Source organism: Methylocystis sp. Uni0008, assembly GCF_056838045.1.
Genome location: NZ_CM166370.1, coordinates 743,947 through 766,105, shown reverse-complemented (window position 1 = coordinate 766,105; position 22,159 = coordinate 743,947). Strand labels below are relative to the sequence as shown.

23 protein-coding genes are annotated in these 22,159 nt (G+C 64.7%); 4 read left to right on the top strand and 19 right to left on the bottom strand.

Annotated elements, in window-relative coordinates:
* Positions 1–32 precede the first annotated feature (32 nt).
* A complete protein-coding gene (locus AC0X69_RS03855) occupies positions 33–506 on the top strand; it encodes a cupin domain-containing protein (protein WP_482611463.1) in 474 nt (157 codons plus the stop codon).
* On the opposite strand, the gene pqqE is transcribed toward AC0X69_RS03855, so the two are convergent.
* The 3 genes from pqqE to pqqB are packed head-to-tail and all read right to left on the bottom strand — an operon-like array spanning position 507 to position 3,668.
* Positions 507–1,979 (bottom strand): pyrroloquinoline quinone biosynthesis protein PqqE, encoded by a 1,473-nt coding sequence (gene pqqE, locus AC0X69_RS03850; protein ID WP_482611461.1) that lies wholly within the window; start codon positions 1,977–1,979, stop codon positions 507–509.
* Positions 1,972–2,742 (bottom strand): pyrroloquinoline-quinone synthase PqqC, encoded by a 771-nt coding sequence (gene pqqC, locus AC0X69_RS03845; protein ID WP_482611459.1) that lies wholly within the window; start codon positions 2,740–2,742, stop codon positions 1,972–1,974. Before pqqC ends, pqqE begins: the two co-directional genes overlap by 8 nt.
* Positions 2,739–3,668 (bottom strand): pyrroloquinoline quinone biosynthesis protein PqqB, encoded by a 930-nt coding sequence (gene pqqB, locus AC0X69_RS03840; RefSeq protein WP_482611457.1) that lies wholly within the window; start codon positions 3,666–3,668, stop codon positions 2,739–2,741. Before pqqB ends, pqqC begins: the two co-directional genes overlap by 4 nt.
* Positions 3,669–3,957: 289 nt before the next feature.
* On the opposite strand from pqqB, the gene AC0X69_RS03835 reads away from it, so the two are divergent.
* Complete coding sequence (locus AC0X69_RS03835) at positions 3,958–5,106, top strand: alpha/beta hydrolase (RefSeq protein ID WP_482611455.1); 1,149 nt, start codon at positions 3,958–3,960, stop codon at positions 5,104–5,106.
* A gap of 34 nt (positions 5,107–5,140) precedes the next feature.
* Here the strand turns inward: AC0X69_RS03835 and AC0X69_RS03830 are convergent, their stop codons facing one another.
* The 14 genes from AC0X69_RS03830 to AC0X69_RS03765 all read right to left on the bottom strand — a co-directional run bounded on the left by AC0X69_RS03830 (position 5,141) and on the right by AC0X69_RS03765 (position 18,364).
* Entirely contained in the window at positions 5,141–5,989 is an 849-nt protein-coding gene (locus AC0X69_RS03830) for a CDP-alcohol phosphatidyltransferase family protein (protein WP_482611453.1), read from the bottom strand.
* A 7-nt stretch (positions 5,990–5,996) separates the two neighbouring features.
* On the bottom strand, positions 5,997–6,695 hold the full coding sequence (locus AC0X69_RS03825; protein WP_482611451.1) for a phosphatidylserine decarboxylase: 699 nt from the start codon (positions 6,693–6,695) through the stop codon (positions 5,997–5,999).
* Positions 6,696–6,779: 84 nt separating this feature from the next.
* Entirely contained in the window at positions 6,780–7,979 is a 1,200-nt protein-coding gene (locus tag AC0X69_RS03820; protein WP_482611449.1) for a molybdopterin molybdotransferase MoeA, read from the bottom strand.
* A gap of 7 nt (positions 7,980–7,986) precedes the next feature.
* The gene (locus AC0X69_RS03815; RefSeq protein ID WP_482611447.1) at positions 7,987–8,172 is read right to left on the bottom strand and encodes a hypothetical protein; all 186 of its coding nucleotides are present in this window, start codon (positions 8,170–8,172) and stop codon (positions 7,987–7,989) included.
* Entirely contained in the window at positions 8,169–9,098 is a 930-nt protein-coding gene (locus AC0X69_RS03810; protein ID WP_482611445.1) for a hypothetical protein, read from the bottom strand. Before AC0X69_RS03810 ends, AC0X69_RS03815 begins: the two co-directional genes overlap by 4 nt.
* Before the next feature lie 70 nt (positions 9,099–9,168).
* Positions 9,169–9,606: a cyclic pyranopterin monophosphate synthase MoaC gene (gene moaC, locus AC0X69_RS03805; RefSeq protein ID WP_482613304.1), complete on the bottom strand. Its 438-nt coding sequence runs from the start codon at positions 9,604–9,606 to the stop codon at positions 9,169–9,171.
* 43 nt (positions 9,607–9,649) lie between these two features.
* Positions 9,650–10,489 carry an indole-3-glycerol phosphate synthase TrpC gene (trpC, locus tag AC0X69_RS03800; RefSeq protein ID WP_482613303.1) on the bottom strand — a complete coding sequence of 280 codons (840 nt, stop codon included), beginning with the start codon at positions 10,487–10,489 and terminating at the stop codon, positions 9,650–9,652.
* 123 nt (positions 10,490–10,612) lie between these two features.
* Positions 10,613–11,635 (bottom strand): anthranilate phosphoribosyltransferase, encoded by a 1,023-nt coding sequence (trpD, locus tag AC0X69_RS03795; RefSeq protein WP_482611443.1) that lies wholly within the window; start codon positions 11,633–11,635, stop codon positions 10,613–10,615.
* Between the two features lie 73 nt (positions 11,636–11,708).
* A complete protein-coding gene (locus AC0X69_RS03790) occupies positions 11,709–12,323 on the bottom strand; it encodes an anthranilate synthase component II (protein ID WP_482611441.1) in 615 nt (204 codons plus the stop codon).
* 60 nt (positions 12,324–12,383) lie between these two features.
* Positions 12,384–13,496 (bottom strand): site-2 protease family protein, encoded by a 1,113-nt coding sequence (locus AC0X69_RS03785; RefSeq protein WP_482611439.1) that lies wholly within the window; start codon positions 13,494–13,496, stop codon positions 12,384–12,386.
* Between the two features lie 160 nt (positions 13,497–13,656).
* Positions 13,657–14,157, bottom strand: a complete 501-nt coding sequence (ldtR, locus tag AC0X69_RS03780) for a transcriptional regulator LdtR (protein WP_482613302.1) — start codon at positions 14,155–14,157, stop codon at positions 13,657–13,659.
* Positions 14,158–14,376: 219 nt separating this feature from the next.
* The gene (locus tag AC0X69_RS03775; protein WP_482611437.1) at positions 14,377–14,883 is read right to left on the bottom strand and encodes a DUF6163 family protein; all 507 of its coding nucleotides are present in this window, start codon (positions 14,881–14,883) and stop codon (positions 14,377–14,379) included.
* Positions 14,884–14,930: 47 nt separating this feature from the next.
* Positions 14,931–16,460 carry an anthranilate synthase component I gene (trpE, locus tag AC0X69_RS03770; RefSeq protein ID WP_482611435.1) on the bottom strand — a complete coding sequence of 510 codons (1,530 nt, stop codon included), beginning with the start codon at positions 16,458–16,460 and terminating at the stop codon, positions 14,931–14,933.
* Positions 16,457–18,364, bottom strand: coding sequence for a SurA N-terminal domain-containing protein (locus AC0X69_RS03765; RefSeq protein ID WP_482611433.1), 1,908 nt, complete (start codon positions 18,362–18,364; stop codon positions 16,457–16,459). Before AC0X69_RS03765 ends, trpE begins: the two co-directional genes overlap by 4 nt.
* A 213-nt stretch (positions 18,365–18,577) precedes the next feature.
* Between AC0X69_RS03765 and ppk2 the strand changes: the two genes are divergently transcribed.
* Positions 18,578–19,579, top strand: coding sequence for a polyphosphate kinase 2 (ppk2, locus tag AC0X69_RS03760; protein ID WP_482611431.1), 1,002 nt, complete (start codon positions 18,578–18,580; stop codon positions 19,577–19,579).
* Positions 19,580–19,593: 14 nt separating this feature from the next.
* Here ppk2 and AC0X69_RS03755 read toward each other — a convergent pair whose 3' ends face one another.
* A complete protein-coding gene (locus AC0X69_RS03755; protein WP_482611429.1) occupies positions 19,594–20,154 on the bottom strand; it encodes a general stress protein in 561 nt (186 codons plus the stop codon).
* Positions 20,155–20,405: 251 nt separating this feature from the next.
* Between AC0X69_RS03755 and AC0X69_RS03750 the strand changes: the two genes are divergently transcribed.
* The gene (locus tag AC0X69_RS03750) at positions 20,406–20,900 is read left to right on the top strand and encodes a ferritin-like domain-containing protein (protein ID WP_482611427.1); all 495 of its coding nucleotides are present in this window, start codon (positions 20,406–20,408) and stop codon (positions 20,898–20,900) included.
* Here the strand turns inward: AC0X69_RS03750 and AC0X69_RS03745 are convergent.
* On the bottom strand, positions 20,866–21,996 hold the full coding sequence (locus AC0X69_RS03745; protein WP_482611426.1) for a glutaredoxin domain-containing protein: 1,131 nt from the start codon (positions 21,994–21,996) through the stop codon (positions 20,866–20,868). The genes AC0X69_RS03750 and AC0X69_RS03745 overlap by 35 nt on opposite strands.
* Between the last annotated feature and the right edge of the window lie 163 nt (positions 21,997–22,159).

The window sequence follows — 22,159 nt, the reverse complement described above, 5'->3', positions numbered from 1 at the left end:
CTCAAGCGAGGGGCGCTTTGGAGGCCCAAGCTATGCGAAATCTTGCTGCAATTCTTGCGGGGGCGGCCATAAGCCTCGCAGCTTCCAGCGCGGTGATGGCGGAAGCTCCAGGCTTCGTTTTCTCGCAAGACAAACTTGAATGGCGGGCAGGTCCGCCAGAACTGCCGCGCGGCGCTGAAGTCGCGATGCTGTTCGGCAATCCGATGCAAGGCGGGCCGTACATCCTCCGGATGCGCGCGCCGAAGGGATACAAAATCGGGCCGCACAAGCACAGCGGAATCGAAACCATGACTGTGTTGACGGGGGCCGTCCGCTACGGTCAGGGCGACAGCCTCGAGTCGCGCGCCGAGAAAACGCTCGCAGCCGGCGGCTTCGCGGCGACGCCCGCGGAAACAGGCCATTGGGTCAGCTTCGACGACGACACGGTCATACAAGTGACCGGCGTCGGCCCTTGGAACATCACCTATCTCGATCCGCGCGACGATCCGCGCGCGCCGCAGCGGTAGCTATGCAGGCTCCTTGGCGCGCGCGGGCGAAGCCGCGGCGCCGCCATAGCGGCGATAGATGAACTCCGGCGCCGGGGCATGCGACTCGACTTCTGCGTAAGCGGCGAAGCGCGCATGTTCCGGCGAGAGATGGCAGGCGGGATCGGTCGCCGCGGCGTCGCCGGCGATGGCGAAGGCCTGACAGCGGCAGCCGCCGAAGTCGATCTCGCGGCGGTCGCAGGAGCGACAGGGCTCCTTCATCCAGTCCGTGCCGCGGAAAGCGTTGAATGCCGAGCCGTGTCGCCAGATATTGGCGAGCGACGTGTCGCGCACGTTATCGAAGGTCAATCCCGGCAGCGTCTGCGCCGCGTGGCAGGGCAGGGCCTTGCCGGACGGCGTCACCGCCATGATCGAACGGCCCCAACCGCCCGTGCAGGCTTTCGGCCGCGTCGCGTAATGATCGTGGATGACGAAATCGAAATTGAGAACGCCGGCGAGACGCTTCTTCGCTTCTTCGACGACGCCGACGGTGTCCATGAAAGTTTCGCGCGTCGGGATCAGCGCGGCGCGGTTCACCTGCGCCCAGGCGTAGTATTGAATATGCGCGATCTCGATGCGCTGCGCGTCCACCTCGACGGCGAAATCGATGATCTGCGGCAGATGCGCGATGTTTTGCCGGTGCATGGGCGCGTTGATCGTCAATCCCATGCCGAATTCGCGCGTCCACCGCGCCACGTCGCGCTTCTTGGCGACGCCGCCCTGATATCCCGAGATGCGGTCGGCGCTGTCGGGAACGACGTCCTGGATGGAGACCTGCACATGATCGAGGCCGATCTCGGCAAGACGCTGCAGCCGTTCACGCGTCAGCAACACAGCGGAAGTGACGAGATTGGTGTAGAGCCCGGCGTCCACCGCATGCGCGAGTATGTCTTCGAGATCGCGTCGCGCGGTCGGTTCGCCGCCGGAAAGATGCAGCTGCAACGCGCCGATCGCCGCTGCCTGACGGAAGGTCTCGCCCCATTCAGCGGCGGTGAGCTCGACGTTCGAGCGCTCGAGTTCGAGCGGGTTGGAGCAATAGGGACATTGCAGCGGGCAGCGATGAGTGAGTTCGGCGAGCAGTCCCGCCGGACCGCCCGCAAAGGGCGCGATCGACGAAGCGAAGGCGGAAGGCGCCGGCGGCGAAAATTCAACCGCGCCGTCGCGCAGCAGCCGCTTGTCGGCGAGTCCTTGCAGCAGCGCCGTGACGTCGCGCGTGATGATTTCGAGCGGCGCGGCGTATTGCTGCGCGAGCCGCGCGCAAAGATCCGCGACGCGCGTTTCGCCGTCGATGGCGCGCAGGACGATTAACCCGATCGGATCGAGTTCATAGGCGCGTTCCGGCGCCAGGATGACCGTTCTCGAACGCGCGCGGTCCTCATGCAGCCGCGCGTAGCGCGTGAAGCCCGGACGCGAGTCGGGGCCGATCACGAAGCGCGCGGCGTGCGGCTTAGACATTCACATCTCCTGGCCGCCAGGCGCCGGGCGGGATCAGACCGGGCGTGACGTAGGCGTGATGTAATGCGTCGAGCTGCGCCCACAAGACGTCGCATTTGAACCGCACGGCGCCGACGCAGGCTTCCTGTTCGGCGCGAGTGCTGGCGTTGTCGAGGACATAGCCGAGCGCGAATTCGGAATCGCGCGGGGCCTGGGTCAGTCGGCGCTTGAAATAGGCCATCACATGATCGTCGACGAAATCGTAGTTCTCGAGCATTCCGACGATGCGTTCGCGATGAATCGACGGCGCGAAGAGTTCGGTCAGCGAGGACGCCACCGCGACCGTGAGCGGCTGCTCGACGACGAAGCGCACATAGGCTTCGACCGCGAATTTGGTGGCGGGCAGGGCGCCGCGGCGGGAGGTCACGTAATCGCGCGAGAATCCGAGCGCGTCGGTGAGCACCAGCCAGCGCTCGATGCCGCCGCCTTCGTCGCCGAGCCCGTCGTGATCATGGATGCGATGTATCCACTCACGGCGCAGTTCGCGGTCGTGCACGCGGCTCATGAAGGCCGCGTCCTTGCGCGGCACCGCCTCCTGGTAGCAGTAGCGGTTGAGCGCCCAAGCGGCGACCTGATCCTTATTCAGCTTGCCGCCATGCAGCAGCTTATGAAACTCATGCTTGTCGTGATAGCGCTCGGCGCCGACGGCGCGGATCGCGGCTTCAAAGTCGTCGCGGGAGAGCGGCGCAGCGCCGCGCCAATCAATGGCTACGATCTCGTTCACAGGTTCACCTCCATGCCGTCCTCGCCGATTTCCCAGCCGGCCGCCTGCGCGGTCGCATATTCTTCCGAGAACTCGTTGAGCAGAGGATTAGAATTGTTGATGTGCACGTAGATTTTGCGCGCCACGTTCAGGGGCTCGAAAGCGGCGATGGAGCCGTCGGCGCCGCTGACGTTGATATGGCCCATGCGCGAACCGGTCTTGCCGAGCAGGCCCTGTTCGATCATCTCGTTTTCGTGAAACAGCGTGCCGTCGAAGAAGACAAGCTTGGCGCCGCGAAGACGTTCGGCGAGCGGCGCATCGAGCTTCGCGCAGCCCGGAATGTAGAAAAACGAGTCGCCGGTCGCGGTTTCGATGATCTCCAGCCCCAACGTGTCGCCGGCGCTCGTGCCGAAGTTCGGCGCGTTGGCGTTCTCGAGATAGAGCGCGATCTTTCCAGGAACCGGAAAAGCGCGTATCGCGAGCCCCAGATCGAGGCCGGCGCCTCTCACGGATACCGCCTCATCCATGCGCAGCTCGATGCGCGGCACGAGTTGCGTTTGCAAAATCGTGAAAATCGGATTGGCCCCGAGCGCATCGAGCACGCGCCCAGCAGCGTAGAGACTGAACGGTTGAGCTTCTCGCATGTTGAGAAGGCCCGCGACGTGATCCACATCGCCATTGGTCAGCGCGACGGCCTTGATCGGGCTCGCGCGCAATCCATCATTGGCGCCGGGCGCCAGCTCCGGCGTGGCTGATATTTGCTCGCGCAGATCGGGCGAGGCGTTGAGCAGCAACCAATCCGCGCCATTGGCGCTGACCGCGAGCGAGGACTGTGTGCGCGGCGCGAATCCGGGCGCGCCGGCGCGAACCGCTCGGCAATTTGCGCAGTTGCAGTTCCATTGCGGGAAGCCGCCGCCGGCGCCCGATCCCAACACCTTGATCCGCATGAGCGTTTTTCGACGTCGCGGCGCGCCGCAACGTCGCTTCTCCCCAGTGTTATTTTCCCGGCACTATGCGCAGGCGGCTGGCCTTCGCGCAAGTGCGACCGATTTGCGCGGCGCTCATGAAATATCGAGACTTTTTCCCAGTTTCTGCGGGCGAGTCGCCCCGGTTTGGTCGCTTTCTCGGGCCAAAAGACAGCGGCGAGGCCGAGGCGCCTCAGGTCGAAGCGCGCCGCCGACAAATGCGGTTCCAGGCAGGCGCTGGATCGAGCCAAACAATTTGCGCAGCTTTCGGATGAACATACTGACGCGCCTTTGCGCGCTATTCGCCGCCGCGTCGCTTGCCGGCTGCCTGTCGGACGGCATGCGCATCGTCGACGGTCATGTCGGCAACGCCGTCTCTCTCGTCTCCGGACCAGAGGGCGAGCCGGCGAATGTCGCGCTTTTCGTCGCTTCGACCCGGCGTTCGGAAGGCGCCAGGGACGACGGACGCGCGCATTTTTCGCTGACGTCGATCGGCGTTCCGCTCAATCATCGGGCCGGCAATGTCGAGCGTCCGAGCTTCGGCGGGGCCGATCGGCGCCGCCACTTCACCGTGCTGTCGAAGCGCAATATGGACGAGCAGGAGTTCTACGGAGAGGTCGCCTCGCACGTCTCCGGCCGCATCGGCAATTCGCGCGACGTGCTGCTTTACGTGCACGGCTTCAACACCGGAATCGACGAGTCGCGCTATCGGCTGGCGCAGATCGTCGCCGACGGACGTTTCTCCGGCGTTCCGGCGCTCTTTGCCTGGAATTCCCGCGGCGGGCTGTTCAACTACGAGTCCGACAAGGAAGCGGCGACGGTCTCGCGCGACGCGCTCGAGAAGCTCATCGTTGATCTGTCGCACACGCCGGGCGTCGGGCGCATCCATGTGCTCGCGCATTCGATGGGCGCGTGGCTGACGATGGAGACGCTGCGCGGCGTCGCGCAGTCAGGCCATCCGGATCTCGACGGGAAGCTCGGCGAAGTCATGCTTGCGGCGCCTGACATCGATCTCAACGTCTTCCGTCAGCAGGTCGCGCGCGTCGACCCGCGGCATGTGTCGATCTTCGTCGCCAACAACGATCGCGCGCTGTCGCTGTCGTCGCGCATCGCCGGCGATCGTCCGCGACTGGGCGCGATGAATCCGACGAACCTCGAGGACAAGTCGGAGCTCGATCGGCTGGGCGTCGCCGTGCACGACATCTCGTCCTTCTCGACCGATTTCGTCGGCCACGGCGCATTCGCCGAAGCGCCCGACGTGGTTCGGAAGATCGGCGCGCAACTGACCGCGCCGCGCGCGGGCGAGGCCGAGACGCACGCCGTGATCGACGCAAGCGGCGCGGCGGCTCCAGACGCGGCCCCGGCGCCACTCAGTCAAAAGGTCGAGTCCCAGCCGCTGGCGCCGCTCGCGGCGCGGTAGCTTCTTTTCGATGATTTTTGACGTCCAGCGCTTACTACGTCTGCGGCGCCTCTGTCGGCGCGGTCTTCTCCGCTTCGGCTTTCGCGAGCCTGTTGTAGCGCCGCACGCTCAGCGGAATGGCCGCCAGAAACGCGACGCTCAGCACGGCGAGCAAGTCCATCGGATAGATCGCAAGTAGCAGCGCCGTCACGCCGACGCCGAAGAGCACCGGGATGACGAGGTCGCGCGGTATGCGCCCGATGCGCTTGCCGGAAAAATGCGGAATGCGGCTCGCCATCAGAAAGGCGATGCCGAGCACATAGACGATGTAGAACGGCGTCATCGCCTTGGACGCCGGCAGCTCCAAGACAGAGAAATGCAGATAGAGCGGTAACAGCACCGTCACCGCGCCAGCAGGCGCCGGCATGCCGACGAAGAATTCGGCGTGCCACGCGGGCTTCGAGGGATCGTCGATCGTCACGTTGAAACGCGCGAGGCGCAGAGCGCAGGCGATGGCGAAAACCAGCACGGCGAACCAGCCGAGCCCTTTGATCTCATGCAATGTCCACAGATACAGCAGCAGGCCGGGCGCGACGCCGAAATCGACGAAATCCGAAAGCGAGTCGAGCTCGGCGCCAAATCTCGAGGTGCCCTTGATGGCGCGCGCGAGGCGCCCGTCCAGCCCGTCGAGGACCGCCGCCGCCATCACGGCCGTGACGGCTGTCTCGAAGCGACCCTCGATGCCATAGCGAATGGCCGTCAGCCCCATCGACAGCGCGAGGAGCGTCACGAGATTAGGCAGAACGATGCGCAGCGGAATGTTGCGGAAGCGCAGCCGACGCTGTTCGGAGGGGGTCAGCGAGCCCTCTTGCGCATCGCGCCCGGAGAAGAAGGGATCCGCCATAGGTCTCTCAACCCGCCTTGAACGACAGCGCGGCGGCGCCCGCCGTCACATCGGCGAGTATCGTCTCGCCCGCGATGGCGCGCGAGCCGACAGCCACCATGGGCCGCGCCGATGACGGCATATAGACGTCGACGCGCGAGCCGAAACGAATGAGGCCGAAGCGGTCGCCGACCCCGATCTGTTCGCCTTCCTTGACGAAACCGACAATGCGCCGCGCAACGAGCCCCGCGATCTGCACGACGCCAAACCGGCCCATCGGCGTCTCGATGACCATGCCGCTGCGCTCATTGTCTTCGCTGGCCTTGTCGAGATCGGCGTTGACGAACAGGCCCGGCTTGTAGGCGATCCTGGAGATGCGGCCGGTGATCGGCGCGCGGTTCACATGCACGTCAAAGACGCTCATGAACACGGAGATGCGCTGCATCGGCTCCGCGCCGAGCCCGAGTTCCGCGGGGGGCAGAAAGAAGCCGACCGCGCTGACGACGCCATCGGCAGGCGAGACGACGAGGCCTTCCCGCAGCGGCGTCACCCGCGCCGGATCGCGGAAGAAATAGGCGCACCAGGCCGTCGCGATGAAGCCGATCCAGCCGAGCGTCGGCGACAGCCAGTCGAGCAGGAAAGCGACGACCGCGAAACCGGCGATGAAGACATAGCCTTCCGGATGGATAGGGACGAGCGATTTGCGTACGGAGTCGATGATCGACATGCGGGCCTGCTTTCCTGGCGCGTCGATGAGCGCGCGTTCCCTTTGCCATGTTGCAGCGCCAAAGTCACTGATCTGCGTCGGACGTCAGGGCAGCCGGAGGATGCGGCAGGGGTCGCCCTTAGACGCGGGCGGCGCGCCGGGCTCGCGGATCAGCAGCGCCTGGGATTCCGCCAGTTCGGTCAGAAGCGACGAATCCTGCAGCGGCTGCGGCGTCGCGACGAGCCGCCCGCGTTCATCGATGGCGAGCCGGGCGCGCATATAGTCGCGCCGGCCCTTGTTGGCCGGGAGATCGCTTCCGGTGATCGCCGCCTCGCTCCTGTCCGCGCCGGCGTCGGGATCGCCCTGCAGGGCGCGCAGCAGCGGCGCTAGGAACACCAGGGCGCAGACGTAGGAGGCCACAGGGTTGCCCGGCAGTCCGAGAATGCGCGCTTCCCCGAGCGCGCCGTGGATCAGCGGCTTTCCCGGCCGCATCGCGATCTTCCAGAAGTCGAGCGACATGCCTTGCCGGGCCAGGGCAGGGCGAAGCAGGTCGCGGTCCCCGACCGAGGCGCCGCCGAGCGTCACCAGAACGTCGGCGCGCGCCTCGCGGGCGAGGCCGATGCCGCGTTCGAGTTCCGCGAGATCGTCGCGAAAGATGCCGAGATCGATCACTTCGGCGCCGGCGTCTTCGGCGATGGCGGCGACCGCCAGATTGTTGCAGGAGATGATCTGCGATGGGCCTGGCGCGGCGCCTGGCGGCACGAGTTCATCGCCCGAAGCGATGACCGCCACGCGCGGGCGGCGGGCGACGGGAACCGCAGCATGATTCATCGCGGCGGCGAGCGCCAGTTCGGCGGGGCCGAGGCGGTCGCCCGCGAAGAGCGCGACCTCTCCTTCGAGAAAATCGAGCCCCGCTCCGCGAATATGCGGACCGGGCGGCGCGCTTGCCGTCAGAACGCCGTCCGCGACGCGCGCGTCTTCCTGGAGCAATATCGCGTCCGCGCCCTGCGGGACGGGCGCGCCGGTGAAGATTCGAATGGCCTCGCCCGGCTTGAGCGCCGCTTCATAGGCGCTTCCCGCGGCGCTTTCGCCGACGATGCGTAGCGGAGCGGTCAGGTCAGCGACGCGCAGCGCATAGCCGTCCATCGCCGAGACGGCGACCGGGGGCTGGGTGCGCCGCGCGACGAGGTCGGCGGCCAGCGTGCGGCCGCGCGCCTGTGCGAGCGGCGCTGACTCTTCACCCAGCCGCGCAGCTCCGGCGAGCACGCGCGAAAGGGCGTCCGAAACGGAAAGAAGCTGATCCACGCGAAATCTATCCCCGGTTCGCGACGCGGCGATAAAGGAAGGCCATCAGGCTTATGACGGCGAGCGCGACGAGCACGATCACCGTCGCAAGGGCCGCGTCAATGTCGACCGTCGGATAGGCGAAGGAGAACGCCGCGCCAAGAGCGATCGCCAGCAAAAAAACCGCGATGATCCGAGCAAGGGACAATTTCATTTCGGCGCCTCCCCGCCGTTCTTCTTGGCTTCGGCAAAGTGCGCAATGTCGGCGACCGCTGCGCTCACGGGCTCGACCCAGTCCGCCGCAGTGAGCACGATGTTGGCGACGTGGAGACGGAAATCCGCGAGGCGCGCGCCGTCCGAAAAATCGGGCCGCTTCACCTGCGCGGCGTAGGCGTCCACGAACAGCGGAAAGGCGCGCGGGCGCACATTGGTCAGATCGACGAATAGAAATGGCGGCGGCAAGGGCGAAAGATCGCTGATCTTCGTCGCGTAAGTGAGGAGATAGGGACCGTCGGAAAGATCGTTTTCGCAAAGCTGCGCCACGGCCGCCGCCGGCTTGTCGCATAGGTGGAACAGCAGGCGCTGCGCCATGGCGAAATCATAATTCCTGCTCAGGAAGGTTTTGACGGCGGCAAGGTCGACGTCAGCGGGAAAGGCGGCCTGGCCGCGCGCGCTCGCCTTGGTCGGCATGTAGAGAATATTGATCCGCTCCTTCGACGCAGCGACGTCGGACGCCGCCGGAAAACGGCCCACGAGTTCGCGGAGAAAGGCGACCGCGCGTTCACTGTGACGCGGCAGGATCACGTAGGAATAGAGACCATATCCGGGCGTCTCGGCGCCTGGCGCGTAAAGATAGTCATAGGCCGTGCCTAAAATGCTCGGCTTTGCGACAGAGTCTGCGCCGCCGCCGCGCCCTTCCGACGGTCCTTCGGTTTTTGGCGCATTGAATGAAGATGGAGCGCGTCGATAGGCGCGTGACCCGCCGCCGCCCCAGCCGGAGTGAGGCCTGTAAGAATAACCGATGCAGCGACGAAAACAGGCGGCGTCCGCGCCACACTGCCGGCGGCATTCGCTCGCCCGGTCGGCGAGAGCTGGCGCGCTCATGAACAGCAGCGCAAGGGCGGAAAGAAAAAGCCGCACGTCAGGCGTCTCCACCAATCATCAAATATGTCGCTAGGTTACGATATAGAGCGCTGCGGTCGTAGTCGAACTATTCGGCGCGTCGCCAGTCGCCTGACTTGCCGCCGCGCTTTTCCACGAGTTCGACGCCTTCGATGCGCATGCCGCGGTCGGCGGCCTTCAGCATGTCGTAGATCGTCAGACAGGCGACCGAAACGGCCGTCAGCGCTTCCATCTCCACGCCGGTTCTGCCGGTGACCGACGCCTCGGCGACGACTCGCAGGCCCGGCAGCGCCTCATCTGGCGTGATTTCGACGGATACGCTCGACAAGGGCAGCGGATGGCACAGTGGGATGAGGTCGCTCGTCTTCTTCGCCGCCATCATGCCCGCTATGCGGGCGACGCCGAAAACGTCGCCTTTCTTGGCCTGACCTTCGAGGGTGAGGCGCAGCGTTTCGCGCGCCATCGCCACCCGCCCGCGCGCAACCGCCACACGCGACGTCTCGGCCTTCGCCGACACGTCGACCATATGCGCTTCGCCGGCGGCGCCGATGTGACTCAGCGCGCTCACGTCATGCGCCGGCGGGCGACTTGTGCGCGCCGGAGTTCTGATTGGCCGCAGCGCCATACAGGAGTTCACGCGCGGCCGCTTCGACGTCATGCTTGCGCATAAGGCTTTCGCCGACGAGGAAGGTGAAGATGTGCGATTTTTCCAGGCGCAGGCAATCTTCGTGGGTCGCGATGCCGCTTTCCGCGACGATGATTCTGTCCCGCGGAATCTTCTCGGCGAGCTGTTCGCTGACTTCGAGAGACACTTTGAAGTCGTGGAGATTGCGGTTGTTGACGCCGATCAGGCGCGTCTCCAGCGCCAGGGCGCGATCAAGCTCCTTCTCATCATGCACTTCGACGAGCACGTCCATGCGAAGATCATGCGCAGCGGTGTTCAGCGCCTTCGCTTCGTCATCGTCGACGGCGGCCATGATGATCAGGATGCAATCCGCGCCATAGGCCCGCGCCTCATAGACCTGATAGGGATCGAACATGAAATCCTTGCGCAGCGCCGGCAGATGCGTCGCCTTTCGCGCGGCCTCTAGATCTTCGAGCCTGCCTTTGAACGAGGGCGCGTCGGTCAGCACTGAAAGACAGGCCGCGCCGGCGGCTTCATAGGCGCGCGCCAGTTTCGGCGGATCGAAATCAGGCCGGATGATTCCCTTGGACGGACTCGCCTTCTTGACCTCGGCGATGAGCGCGATGCGGCGCTCATTCAGCTTTTGCTCAATCGCGTGGACGAAGCCGCGCGGCGGATCATGGTCCCGCACATTGCGCTCGAGGGTCGCGAACGGCATGCGCACCTTGGCCTCGGAAATCTCGGTGCGCTTATAAGCTTCGATCTTTCTTAAGATGTCGGTCATCGTCTCGCCTGCGGGAAGGCGGGCCGCGACCGCCATCGCTCGATTTCGTTCCGCCGACTGCCGGCTGCTCATGAATAGCCGATAAACGCGCGCAATCCTATCCCGATCGAAGGCGAAGGCGGATCAGGCGTCCCGATTGGAGCAGCGTATCAGCGCGTCGAGCTTGTCGCACGCGGCGCCCGAATCGAGCGCCGCCTCGGCGAGCGCCGCCCCCTCGCGCAAGTTAGCGGCGCGTCCCGCGACGATCAGCGCCACGCTGGCGTTGAGCACCGCGATGTCACGGTAAGGATTTTTCGCGCCCTCCAGAACGGCGCGCAGGGCTCTCGCATTATGCGCCGCGTCGCCGCCCACCAGCGCCTGCGTCGTGGCGCGGGGCAATCCGGCCTCCTCCGGCGACAGGTCAAAGCTACGGATCTTCCCGTCTTCGAGCGCGACGACGTGGGTCACGCCCGTCGTCGTCGCCTCATCGAGGCCGTCGCTGCCGTGCAGCAGCCAGACGCGCTTGGCGCCGAGTTCGCGAAGCGCGTTCGCCAAGGGTTCGAGCCACTCCCGGGAGAAGACTCCGATCGTCTGTCGCTCCACCCGCGCCGGATTGCACAGAGGGCCGAGCAAATTGAAAATCGTGCGCACGCCGAGTTCGCTTCTCACCGGCGCGGCGTGGCGCATGGCGGGATGATGCGTCGTCGCGGCCATGAAGCAGACGCCGGCCTCGCGCAGTGAAGCGCTCGCGGCGCTTGGAGAAACCCCGACCTTGACGCCGAGCTCGCCGAGCACGTCGGAGGCGCCCGACAGCGACGAGGCCGCTTTGCCGCCGTGTTTGGCGACGATGGCGCCGGCGCCGGCGGCGATGATCGCCGCCAGCGTGGAGATATTGTAGGTGCCGACGCCGTCGCCGCCCGTGCCAACGATGTCGATAGCGCCGGGCGGCGCTTCGACCGGCGTCATGGCCGCGCGCATCGCCTCGGCCGCGCCGATGATTTCATCGATCGTCTCGCCGCGCATTCTCAGTCCCATGAGAAAGGCGCCAAGCTGCGCGGGCGTGGCTTCGCCGCGGAAAATCAGCGAGAACGCCGCTCTCGCCTCGTCACGCGCAAGCGGCGCGCCCAAGGCCAGCGCCGCGATGTAGTTTTTGAAGTTCGCGCTCACCGCCGCTCAGCGCCCTTGAGCAGGGGCAGGGTCGTCGGACGACCCCCGCTGCGGGCGGCCTTGCAACCGGCAGTCACGCCGCCTTCTCGCGTCGGCGCGGGCCCTCGTTCCATTCGCGCGCGAGATCCAGGAAATTCTGCAGGATCTTATGGCCGTGCTGCGAGGTGATGCTCTCGGGATGAAACTGAACGCCATGCGTCGGAAGCGTCTTATGCGACAGCGCCATGATGAGGCCGTCGGGCGTCTCCGCAGTGATCCGCAGGCAATCCGGAAGGGTGTCGCGGTTGACGACCAGCGAGTGATAGCGCGTCGCCTGAAAGGGCCCTTCGATGCCTCGAAACACGGCGTCGCCGTGGTGCAGGATCGTCGCCATTTTGCCGTGGATCGGCAGCGGCGCACGAATGACGTCGCCGCCAAACACCTCGCCGATCGATTGATGTCCGAGGCACACGCCGAAGATCGGCACGGTCTCGGCGGCGGCCGAAATCAGCTCCATGCAGATGCCCGCTTCGTGCGGCGTGCAAGGGCCCGGCGACAGCACGATGGCGTCCGGTCCGCCGGCCAATACCTCAGCCACCGAAACGGCGTCGTTGCGGTGGACGGTGACGTTCGCGCCCAACTGGCCGAAATAGTGGACCAGATTGAAGGTGAAGCTGTCGTAATTGTCGATGAGCGTGACGTTGGACATTCGGCTGCGGTTCGGCGCTCCCGGCGCGGGTCTTGAAGTGCAATAGGCCGCCGGGCGGGCTTACGCAACCGTCGGAGGGCTGTCGTTGCGCGGCGAGAAGCGCCAGTCAGGCCGCACGTCCTTGATCATCATGATCTCGGCCAGCGACTGGCGGGTGAGGAGACCCAGCAGCCGCCCCTCGGCGTCGGTCACGCCGACCACCTCGCCTCCGGTGAGCTTGGGCAGGGCGGCGTCGATGCTCTCGCGACCGTCGATTGTGGTCAACTCGCGACGCACGAAGGGCGCGATCGGCGCGCCGGGCTCGGAATCCCGCAAGGCTTCGATAATATTGGAACGGGACAGGAAACCGCTTAAGCGGCGCGAGGCGTCCACGACCGGGAACTCGTCCTGGGACGTCGCCAAAAGGACGTCGACCGCTTCGCGCACGGTGGAGCCGCGCTCGATCGAGGCGATGCGCGTCTCCATGGCGTCGGCGGCCCTCAGCCCGCGCGCCGCTTCGGACATCGTCGTCATCTGCGCTTCGCCGGCCGCCGCGATATAGACGAAAATGGCGATGAAGAGCAGCAGCGGATTTCCGAACAGCCCCAGGAATCCGAGCAGGAAAGCGAAGCCCTGACCGATCTGGGCCGCGATGCGCGTCGCGCGCTCCTTGCCCATCCAGATCGACAGCGCGGCCCGGAGCACGCGGCCGCCGTCCATCGGAAAGGCGGGGATCAAGTTGAAGGCGGCGAGGAAAATATTCACCGCGGCGAGGCGTTTCAGAAGATTAACGGAAGGATCGCCGATCTGTATGGCGTCCGAGACATCGGCCGCGCCGAGAAACACGATCAGCGCGACGGCGATGACGAGATTGACGGCGGGCCCCGCGATCGCGATGAGCAATTCCTGCCCCGGCTTGTCGGGCATCCGATCCATGTCGGCGACGCCGCCGATCGGCAGCAGCGTGATCACCGGCGAGACGATTCCAAAACGTCGCGCGGTGAGTATGTGGCCGAATTCATGCAGCACGACGCAGGCGAAGATCGCCACGATGAACAGCACGCTGTCGCGGGCGGCGATCGCGCCCCCGCGCTGGTAGGCCGCAAAGCCGATCCAGCCGAGCAGCAGCAGGAACGTGACGTGGATGCGCACGGCGGTTCCCATGAAGGAGCCGATCGTGATGGACCATCGCATGTGGATTCCCGCGCTCGTGGTTAACAGCTGGTAAGATAGGACCGAGGGGCGGTCCGCGCTAGGGCGGAGCGGATATGAAAAGCGCCGGCGAAGCAGCCCTGGGGCGCTTGCCGGCGACAGGTAGACAGCAGGCGAGAGACGGAAGAATCCGGAGACCGGATCAGAGCCGGTAGCGGACCTGATCGGTCCAGAAGCGCTCCAACCGCGAAAGCGACGTGTTGAGGTTGCGAAACTCGTCGCAGGACACGCCGCCGATCTGCTCGACCGTCAGCGCGTGCTTCTCATAGAGCTGCGCGACGATGTCGTGAATCTGCTTGCCCTTGGGGGTCAGGCTGATGCGCACCGAGCGGCGGTCGAGGCGCGAGCGGGCGTAATGCATGTAGCCCATATCGACAAGCTTCTTGACGTTGTAGGAAACGTTGGAGCCAAGATAATAGCCGCGCGTGCGTAGCTCGCTCGCGGTCAATTCCTTGTCGCCGATGTTGTAGAGCAGCAGCGCCTGAACCGAATTTACGTCGCCGAGATCGCGGCGGTCGAACTCATCCTTGATGACGTCGAGCAAGCGGCGGTGCAGGCGTTCGACGAGCGTGAGCGCTTCGAGATAAACCGGTCGGATCTCGCTGATGCGATCGTCGCGGACCTGAGGGGCGGTGTTCGTCATGGCGCTCATCGTCTTCTCCATCACAGCGGATGCGTCGCGCATCTCTTGTTCGACCTTCGATGGGATCAAATTAGATCGAGGCGGATGAAAGGCGGCTTAAACAACAGCCTGAATCTCGCGTTTACCCCGATAGGGCCGTTTGCGGTGAATGAGAGGTGAACCTAAGCTTCGATTTACGCTAACAGTTCCTAACGGAATCGCGTCCCGCGCGAGGCGGCTTCAAGACGGTTTCGCCGGCTTTCTGTCAAATCTGCGGCGACGGCGGCGTTCGCGCATGCGCTGCGCCTCGACGTCGCGTCCGGCTTCGAAGGTCAGTCCGAAATACATCGCGATCAACACGGCGTTGACGCCGATCAGCCAATAGCCGCCGATGAAAAAGCCGGGCATGCTCAGCGTCAGGAAAATCTGCGCGCTTGCAACGAGCAGCCACAATACGCCGCCCCATGGCGTGGCCAGCCACAGGCCCACGCCGGCGATGAGATCGAGCACGGCGAAAAAGATGACGGCGAAGGCCGCGCTCTGCGGCATGGTTTCAAAGATCGAGCGTTCGGCGGCGAGAATGATCCGCCACTGCATCAAGCCTTGCACCAGCCAGAATAACGCGACGATGCGCATGAAGCGCGAAAGCAGGACGCCCCATTTGGCGGCGTCGCCGCCATTCGGCTCGCCGACGCGGATGGCGCGGTAAGGATCGTCGCCGTCGTCGTAGATCGTTGGGCCGTCCATCAGAAGCGCCGTCGCCCTTGTCGCTGTCCGCGCACTTTGCGGGATAGTTATTGCCCTCGCCGCGCGCGCGTTGCGAAGCGAACCGCCTCCTCGGCGGCGCGAAACAGCGCTTTCGCCTTGTTGACGCATTCGCGGTGTTCATATTCGGGTTCGCTGTCGTAGACGACGCCGGCGCCGGCCTGCACATGCATCTTGCCGTCCTTCACGATCGCCGTGCGCAGCACGATGCACGTGTCCATCTGTCCGCCGGCGCCGAAATAGCCGATGCAGCCGCCGTAAATTCCGCGCTTGTCCGTCTCGAGTTCGTCGATGATCTCCATGGCGCGCACTTTCGGCGCGCCGGAGACCGTGCCGGCAGGGAAACCGGCGGCGAGCGCGTCGATGCAATCGTAACGCGCGTCGAGTTCGCCTTCGACATTGGAGACGATGTGCATCACATGGCTGTAGCGTTCGATGGTGAAACTGTCGGTGACGCGAACCGTGCCCGTCGCTGCGACGCGGCCGACGTCATTGCGGCCGAGATCGAGCAGCATCAGATGTTCGGCGCGCTCCTTTTCATCGGCGAGGAGGTCGGCCGCGAGACGCTCGTCTTCCGTCTTCACCTCGCTGCGCCAGCGGGTGCCGGCGATCGGGCGTATCGTCACCTTGCCGTCGGCGACGCGCACGAGAATTTCCGGACTCGAGCAGACGATCTGGAATTCGCCAAAATCGAGGAAGCACAGAAAGGGGGCCGGATTAACGCGGCGCAGCGCGCGGTAAAGCGCGAAGGCGGGCAAAGCGAAAGGCGCCGTGAAGCGCTGCGACAGCACGACCTGAAAGATGTCGCCGGCGCGAATGTATTCTTTGGCGCGCTCGACCATCTCGAGAAAGCGCGACTGCGGCGTGTTGGAAACCGGCTCCTGGGCGAGAAGCGGCGCATCCGCACCGGCGTCGCGATGCTCCAGCGGCGCCTCCAGCGTCGCGACGACCTTGTCGAGGCGCGCCAGCGCCGCTTCGTACGCCGCCTTCGCCGCGACCCCCGGCTTGGGCCGAACGGGGGTGACGATGGAGATTTCGTCGCGGACGGTGTCGAAGACGATCATCGCCGTGGGACGCACGAGAAGCGCGTCAGGCGCGCCAATCTGGTCTTTCTTGGCCGGCGCGAGGCGCTCCATCTGGCGCACCATGTCGTAGCCGAGATAGCCGAAGACTCCCGCCGCCATCGGCGGCAACCCTGTCGCCAGCGGGACGGCCGACTCGGCGATGAGCTGGCGTAAAGCGACGAGCGGCGGCGCCTCGCAAGCCGCAAAGGCGCCGGGATCCTCAAGCGCCGCGCGATTGATTTCCGCGCGATCGCCGACCGCGCGAAAAATCACGTCGGGATCGAGGCCGATCATCGAATAGCGGCCGCGGGCGGCGCCGCCCTCGACCGACTCGAGCAGGAAAGCGGCTCCGCGCCGCTCGCGCGTCAGCTTGAGATAAGCGGATACGGGCGTTTCGAGGTCGGCGACGAGGCGCGTGACGACGAGCTGCGGCCGCCCGGCGTCGTAATCGGCGCCGAAGGCGTCGAAGTCAGGCTCGAAAAGCGCGCCGGTCACCTGTCGCGTTCCGCTCCGGTCGCGGCTTCGAGCGCCCGCTGATTGATGTCGACGCCGAGCGTCTTTTCCAGCCCGCCGACATATTGCTCCAGCAGGTCATTGTGCAGGGCGGGCTTGAGCTGCTGAGCGATCGTCTTGGACTCGATCGAGTCCGGGTCGAAGACGGGGGTCGTGGCGTCGCGCACGAAAAACACCAGCCGTCCCTTGTCGACGACAACGGAGCCGGCGTGGCGCGGCGCGACGTCGAAGAATTGAACGATGGCGTTGGTGCTGAAGTCTGGACGCGCCTGGCGCTTCACGTCATTGGCGCGCTGCGCCTGAACGCCCAGCTCCTTGGCGACCTCCTCGATCGGCTTGCCGGCGCTAAGTTTGCCGACGATCTCGTCCGCCTTGGCGGCGAGCGCCTTCTGCGCGGCTTCGTTGCGCATGGCGTCGGCGACCGCCTCCTTCACCTCTTCGAAGGTCTTCTGCCGCGCCGGCTCGATGCCGTTAACCTCGTACCAGACATAGCCGCCGTCGCGCGTCGCGACAGTGTCGTTGTCGACGCCGATGTCCGACGCGAACGCCGCCTTCACGAGGTCCGGGCCGGCGGGGAGGGCGGCGATCGGCTTGCCGCTCCGGTCATTCCCCGCGTCGTCGACGGCTTCGAAGGTCTGCGTCTCCAAGCCCACGGCCTTCGCGGCTTCGCCCAGAGTTTTGCCCGAGGCGCGCTGATCCTCGACGGCCTCGTGGAGCCGGCGGACCTCGGGCGTAGCGTTCCGTCCAGTGATTTCCGCGCGCAGTTCCGGTTCAGCCTGCTCAAAACTCTTGTTGTAGACGGCAGGCGTGATGCTCCTGACCTGCGATACGACGACGCCGAAGGCCGTGTGCACCGGCTCGGCCAGTCCAGGCTGCGCCAGCGCGAAAACCGCCGCTCCCACCTTGCGGTCGCCGAAGTCGCGCTGCTCGACGAGCCCGAGGTTTACGTCCTTGGGATTGAGTTTGAGCTCCGACGCCAAAGCGTCGAAGTCGGCGCCGGCCTTCAGCCTGGCGAGCGCGGCCTCCGCCTCCGAGTCGGTCTTGAATACGATCTGCCGCACGTCGCGCTTTTCCGGCGTTCCGTAGCGCTTCGACTTCACCTCGTCGTAGAGCTTGCGCGCCTCGTCAGCCGAAACGCTCTCGGGCTTTCCAACCGACGAAGGGCTGACGACCAGCGTCGTCAGTTTGCGATATTCCTTGGCGCGGAAGGTCTGTTCGCGTTCGTCGAAGTATTTTTTCAGCTCTTCGTCGGACGGGGTCGCGCCGGCGCCGACGAGCGACGGCGGCACGACGAGATAGTCGATCGTCCGGGATTCATTGCGGAACCGATAGATCGCCTCGACCATCAATTTGGGGGGTTCAATTCCCGCGACGACGATGTCGGTGATCATCTTGCGCAGATAGGCGTTCTTCTGATCGGCGACGAAGCCGCGCTCGCTGAAGCCGGCGTCATTGGCGATCTGCTTGAAGCGCGCGGCGTCGAATTTGCCGTCAGGGCCCTGAAACACTTTTTCCGACGCAAGCAGGCGCTGGGTGGTCTCGTCGCTGGCGGCCAGTCCGAGCTGCCGCGCCTTCTGGTCGAGCGCAACCTCGGTCACGAGGCGCTCCAAGATCTGCAGGTCCAGCCCCGACTGATGGGCTTCCTCATTGGTGATCGCGCGGCGCATGCGCTGCTGAATGCGGCGAAGCTCGCTCTGATAGGCGTTGCGATAGGCCTCCACCGAGACTTCGCCGGAGCCGACGCGGGCGAGCCGCTGGCTTGTCATGCCGCGAAATACGTCTCCGACGCCCCAGATCGCGAAGCTGACGACGATCACGCCCATCACCAGCGCCATGATGGCGCGGCCGATCCAGTTCTGCGAGGCGACGCGCAGGCCTTCTAACATGAGTATCGCTTCCTTGGGTGCGTTTTGAGCCGGCTTCCCGGTTTTGGCGCGGACTATAGGGAGGGGGCGGGCGCGTGGCAATGCGCTCCGGGAACCAATCGCCGCGCGTCGAAATGAGCTATTGCCTTGATTTTCGAATGCTTGCACTTTCGCGAGAATTCGAGCCCGCGCCGGGGCTTCCGGCAGGGGCCGCCCATGTGAAGAGGCTCCGAAATGGACGAAACCGCCGACGCCGTCGCTCAAGCCGCGACGGAGCCCAGGGTCGAGGCCGAGACCGTCGTCGTTCCCCACGAACGGCACGCCGGCCGCGCGCCGCAGCCTCACGTCCCGCAGCAGGACGTCCGGCGGCTTCGGGCGGATTCTGAGGCGATCCGCCGGGCGTTCGAATCCGGCGAGTTTCCCTACAAGACGCGCCTCAGTGAAAAGATCTACCTGCGGCACATGCAGCCGCTACAGGTTGAGCTGCTGAAAGCGCAGAACTGGGTCAAGGAGACCGGGCAGCGCATCGTGCTGCTGTTCGAAGGGCGGGACGCCGCAGGCAAGGGCGGCACCATCAAACGCTTCATGGAGCATCTCAATCCGCGCGGCGCGCGGGTCGTCGCGCTGGAGAAGCCCTCCGAGCGCGAACGCTCGCAGTGGTATTTCCAGCGCTACATCCAGCACCTGCCGGCGGCGGGCGAGGTCGTTTTCTTCGACCGCTCCTGGTACAATCGCGCCGGAGTCGAGCGGGTGATGAATTTTTGCACGCCGAACGAATATCTCGACTTCATGCGCCAATGTCCCGAACTGGAGCGCATGTTCGTCAATTCCGGAGTCCGCCTCTACAAATACTGGTTCTCCGTGACGCGCGAGGAGCAGCAGCGCAGATTCCATTCGCGCATGAACGATCCGTTGAAGCAATGGAAGCTGTCGCCGATCGATCGCGCCTCGATGGACAAATGGGACGACTACACCGAGGCGAAGGAGGCCATGTTCTTCTTCACCGACACCGCCGATGCGCCATGGGTCGTGATCAAGTCAGACGACAAGAAGCGTGCGCGGCTCAACTGCATGCAGCACTTTCTGTCGAGCCTCGACTACCCGAACAAGGATTACAGCGTCGTCCATGGACCCGACCCGCTCATCGTCGGCTCCAGCGCGCATGTCATCGGCCGCGACGAGCACATTCTCGGCAAGTCGCTTGCGATGGACGTCGAGAAAAAGCGCAAGCGGTAGCCTGCGCCAATTCGCTAATCCTGCATGACATGCGCGTGGACGTCGCGTCCGGAATGGCGCGCCAGGATCTCCCTGGCCAGCCGCTCGCGCTCCGCGTCCCACGTGCGCACCCAGAGGAGAAGGCCGCCGTGGCGAAGCTGTTCTTCAAGGTGTTTCGCGTGATGTTCGCCGATCAGCCTTGCCAGAGCGGCGCCGAGCACGCCGGCGCTTCCGCCCGCGAGCAGCGCCCCCGCGATCACCGTGGCCAAGGCGCCGCCTGAGGCGAATATCGCGCTGATCGCCGCGCCGGCGCCGACATACACCAAGCCGCCGATTACGCCGCCTTGCGCATCGCCGATGGATTCCACAGACACATAATGCGTGCGCGGCGCGGCGCTCTCGTCTTCAAGCTCAGTTACCTTCTTGTATTTGTGTCCGAGTTTTTCGTCGACGGCTTCCTCGCTTGCGAGCAGACTGATCTCGGCGCGATCGAAGCCCGAGGACATCAACTCGTCTATGGCCTCTTGGAGCGTGTCGGCGTTCTTGAATACGCCTACCACCTCGCGCACCTGGTTTTGCTCCTTATCGGTCGTCATCGATGCGTCTCCCTAAAAATTCTTGTTCTATAAGCGCAGCCGCGCATCTGACGGACTAAATCACCGCACGGTGGATTTTCAAGCGTGCCGCTTATGATGCGGGAGAGAGTCTCCCGTGACGAATCGACGCCATGGAGACAAGGTTTGCGATCGCCACGCGCGTCAACGTCGCCACCTCGTCGGACGCTGCTTGGCCGAGAGCGCATTACTCCCCATTTGAGCCGTAGCGCCATAGCGATGGAGAATGCGGCATGTCCGTCGATGAAAAGACGATTGAAGCGCTGCGCGACGCGCTCGATGACGAATATAAGGCTCGCGCAACCTATCAGAGCGTGATCGACAAATTCGGGCCGGTCAGACCTTTCGTGAACATCATCGAAGCCGAAGAGCGCCATGCGAGCGCGCTTCTCCGCCTCTTCGAGCGTTTCGGCGTCGAACCGCCGAACGACAGATGGTCCGGACAGGTTCCGGCGCCCTCCAGTCTCACCGAGGCGTGCAAGGCAGGGGTAGCTGCGGAGATCGAGAACGCGGCGATGTATGAGCGGCTTCTGGCGCAAGTCGGCGACGCAAGAGTGCGCGAAGTCTTGACCCGGTTGCAGAAGGCTTCGCAGCAGCGCCACCTTCCGGCGTTCCGACGCTGCGCCGAGCGGCCATCGGGCGGCGCACGTCAAATGCGGCGCTTCGCCGCGAGAAGCGCTGTAGCGGGTGATATCACCGCGCCAGCATCCAGCCGCCGAGGCCAATGAGAATGACTCCGCCGATCGTTCGGCTGATGGCTGCATAGCGCGTATTGACGATCTTCTGCACGGCGAAGGCCGCCAAGCCAAAGATAACGAGATCGTCGAGCATGAAGAACAGCACATAGAGCCCGATGTAGGCGTAGTGCAGGGCGATCGGCAGATCGGTCAACGCGAGCAAATGCGTGTAGATCGCCGGCAACGCCGCAGAGCAGATGAATTCGATCGCGTTCACCGCAAAGGCGAGCGCAACCACCATGAGCAAGCTGGCGATCCCGATCGGCGCAGCGACGATGTCGCGCCCCCAATGCATCGTGCGTCGACGTTGCTCGATGTCGCCGACTTCGCAGACCACCTCTCCGCGCGTCGCGGCGAGGCCAATCAGATGGTCGAGACCGAAGCCGATCGCCGTCAGCGCGATAAGCTGCGTCAGCGGACGAATGTATCCGATGAAAAGAAACGTGTTCAGCCATGCTGTCATGAACAGGAAATACAAGACTCCCGACGCGAGCACGAACGTGCCGACCAGCCACCAGATCTTCCGCCGGTCCTGCAGGTTCACGATCAGCGATATCAGATAGACGAGCACCCACATCGCGCATGGATTGAACCCGTCGGAGAGGCCCATCAGCGCTGTAAGCGCGAGGAGCGAGTGATGCGTCGGATCGATTTCGCCGATGAGCGGAATGACGATTTTCGACTGAGCGGCGCGGCGTGAGACAGCTTCCTGGTCGGAAAGCAGCGCCATGATTTGGCGCCCGGTCGATTCCGCGGACTCAAAACCGATGACATGACGCGAGCCGTGCACGAAGAGGGGCACGGCCGGATCTTCGATGCCGAAACGCTTCACGACTCTTTGAAAGAGCGCTTCGCTCGACGGCTTTGAAATGTCGTGAAGCACATAGTCGATCTTGCGCTGGCGCTTCAGAAACGCGATGGCCTCGTGGCAATGCGGGCAATCGGGCGAGAAGAACACATGCAGCCGGCCATCTTCTCGCCACTCGGTTTGCGCAGGCTCCACTCCCGGCCGCTCTGCGAACTGCAGAAACGCGAAGGCGAGGCCGAGAAGAGCGACAAGCGCGATGCGCAACGGGAGAAGTCTCAAGCTTTGGCTCCTTTGCGGATGGCGGAGAAGGAATGTAACAGGCTCTGAGCGTCCGGGAGCCGGCGCCGTCGGAGAAGTGTTCTCGGTTTCGTGAGCTTCGGCCGATTAGGGCGCGAATTGTCCCCGACAAGCGTCATCTTCAAAAAAATTTAACCATAAAGTT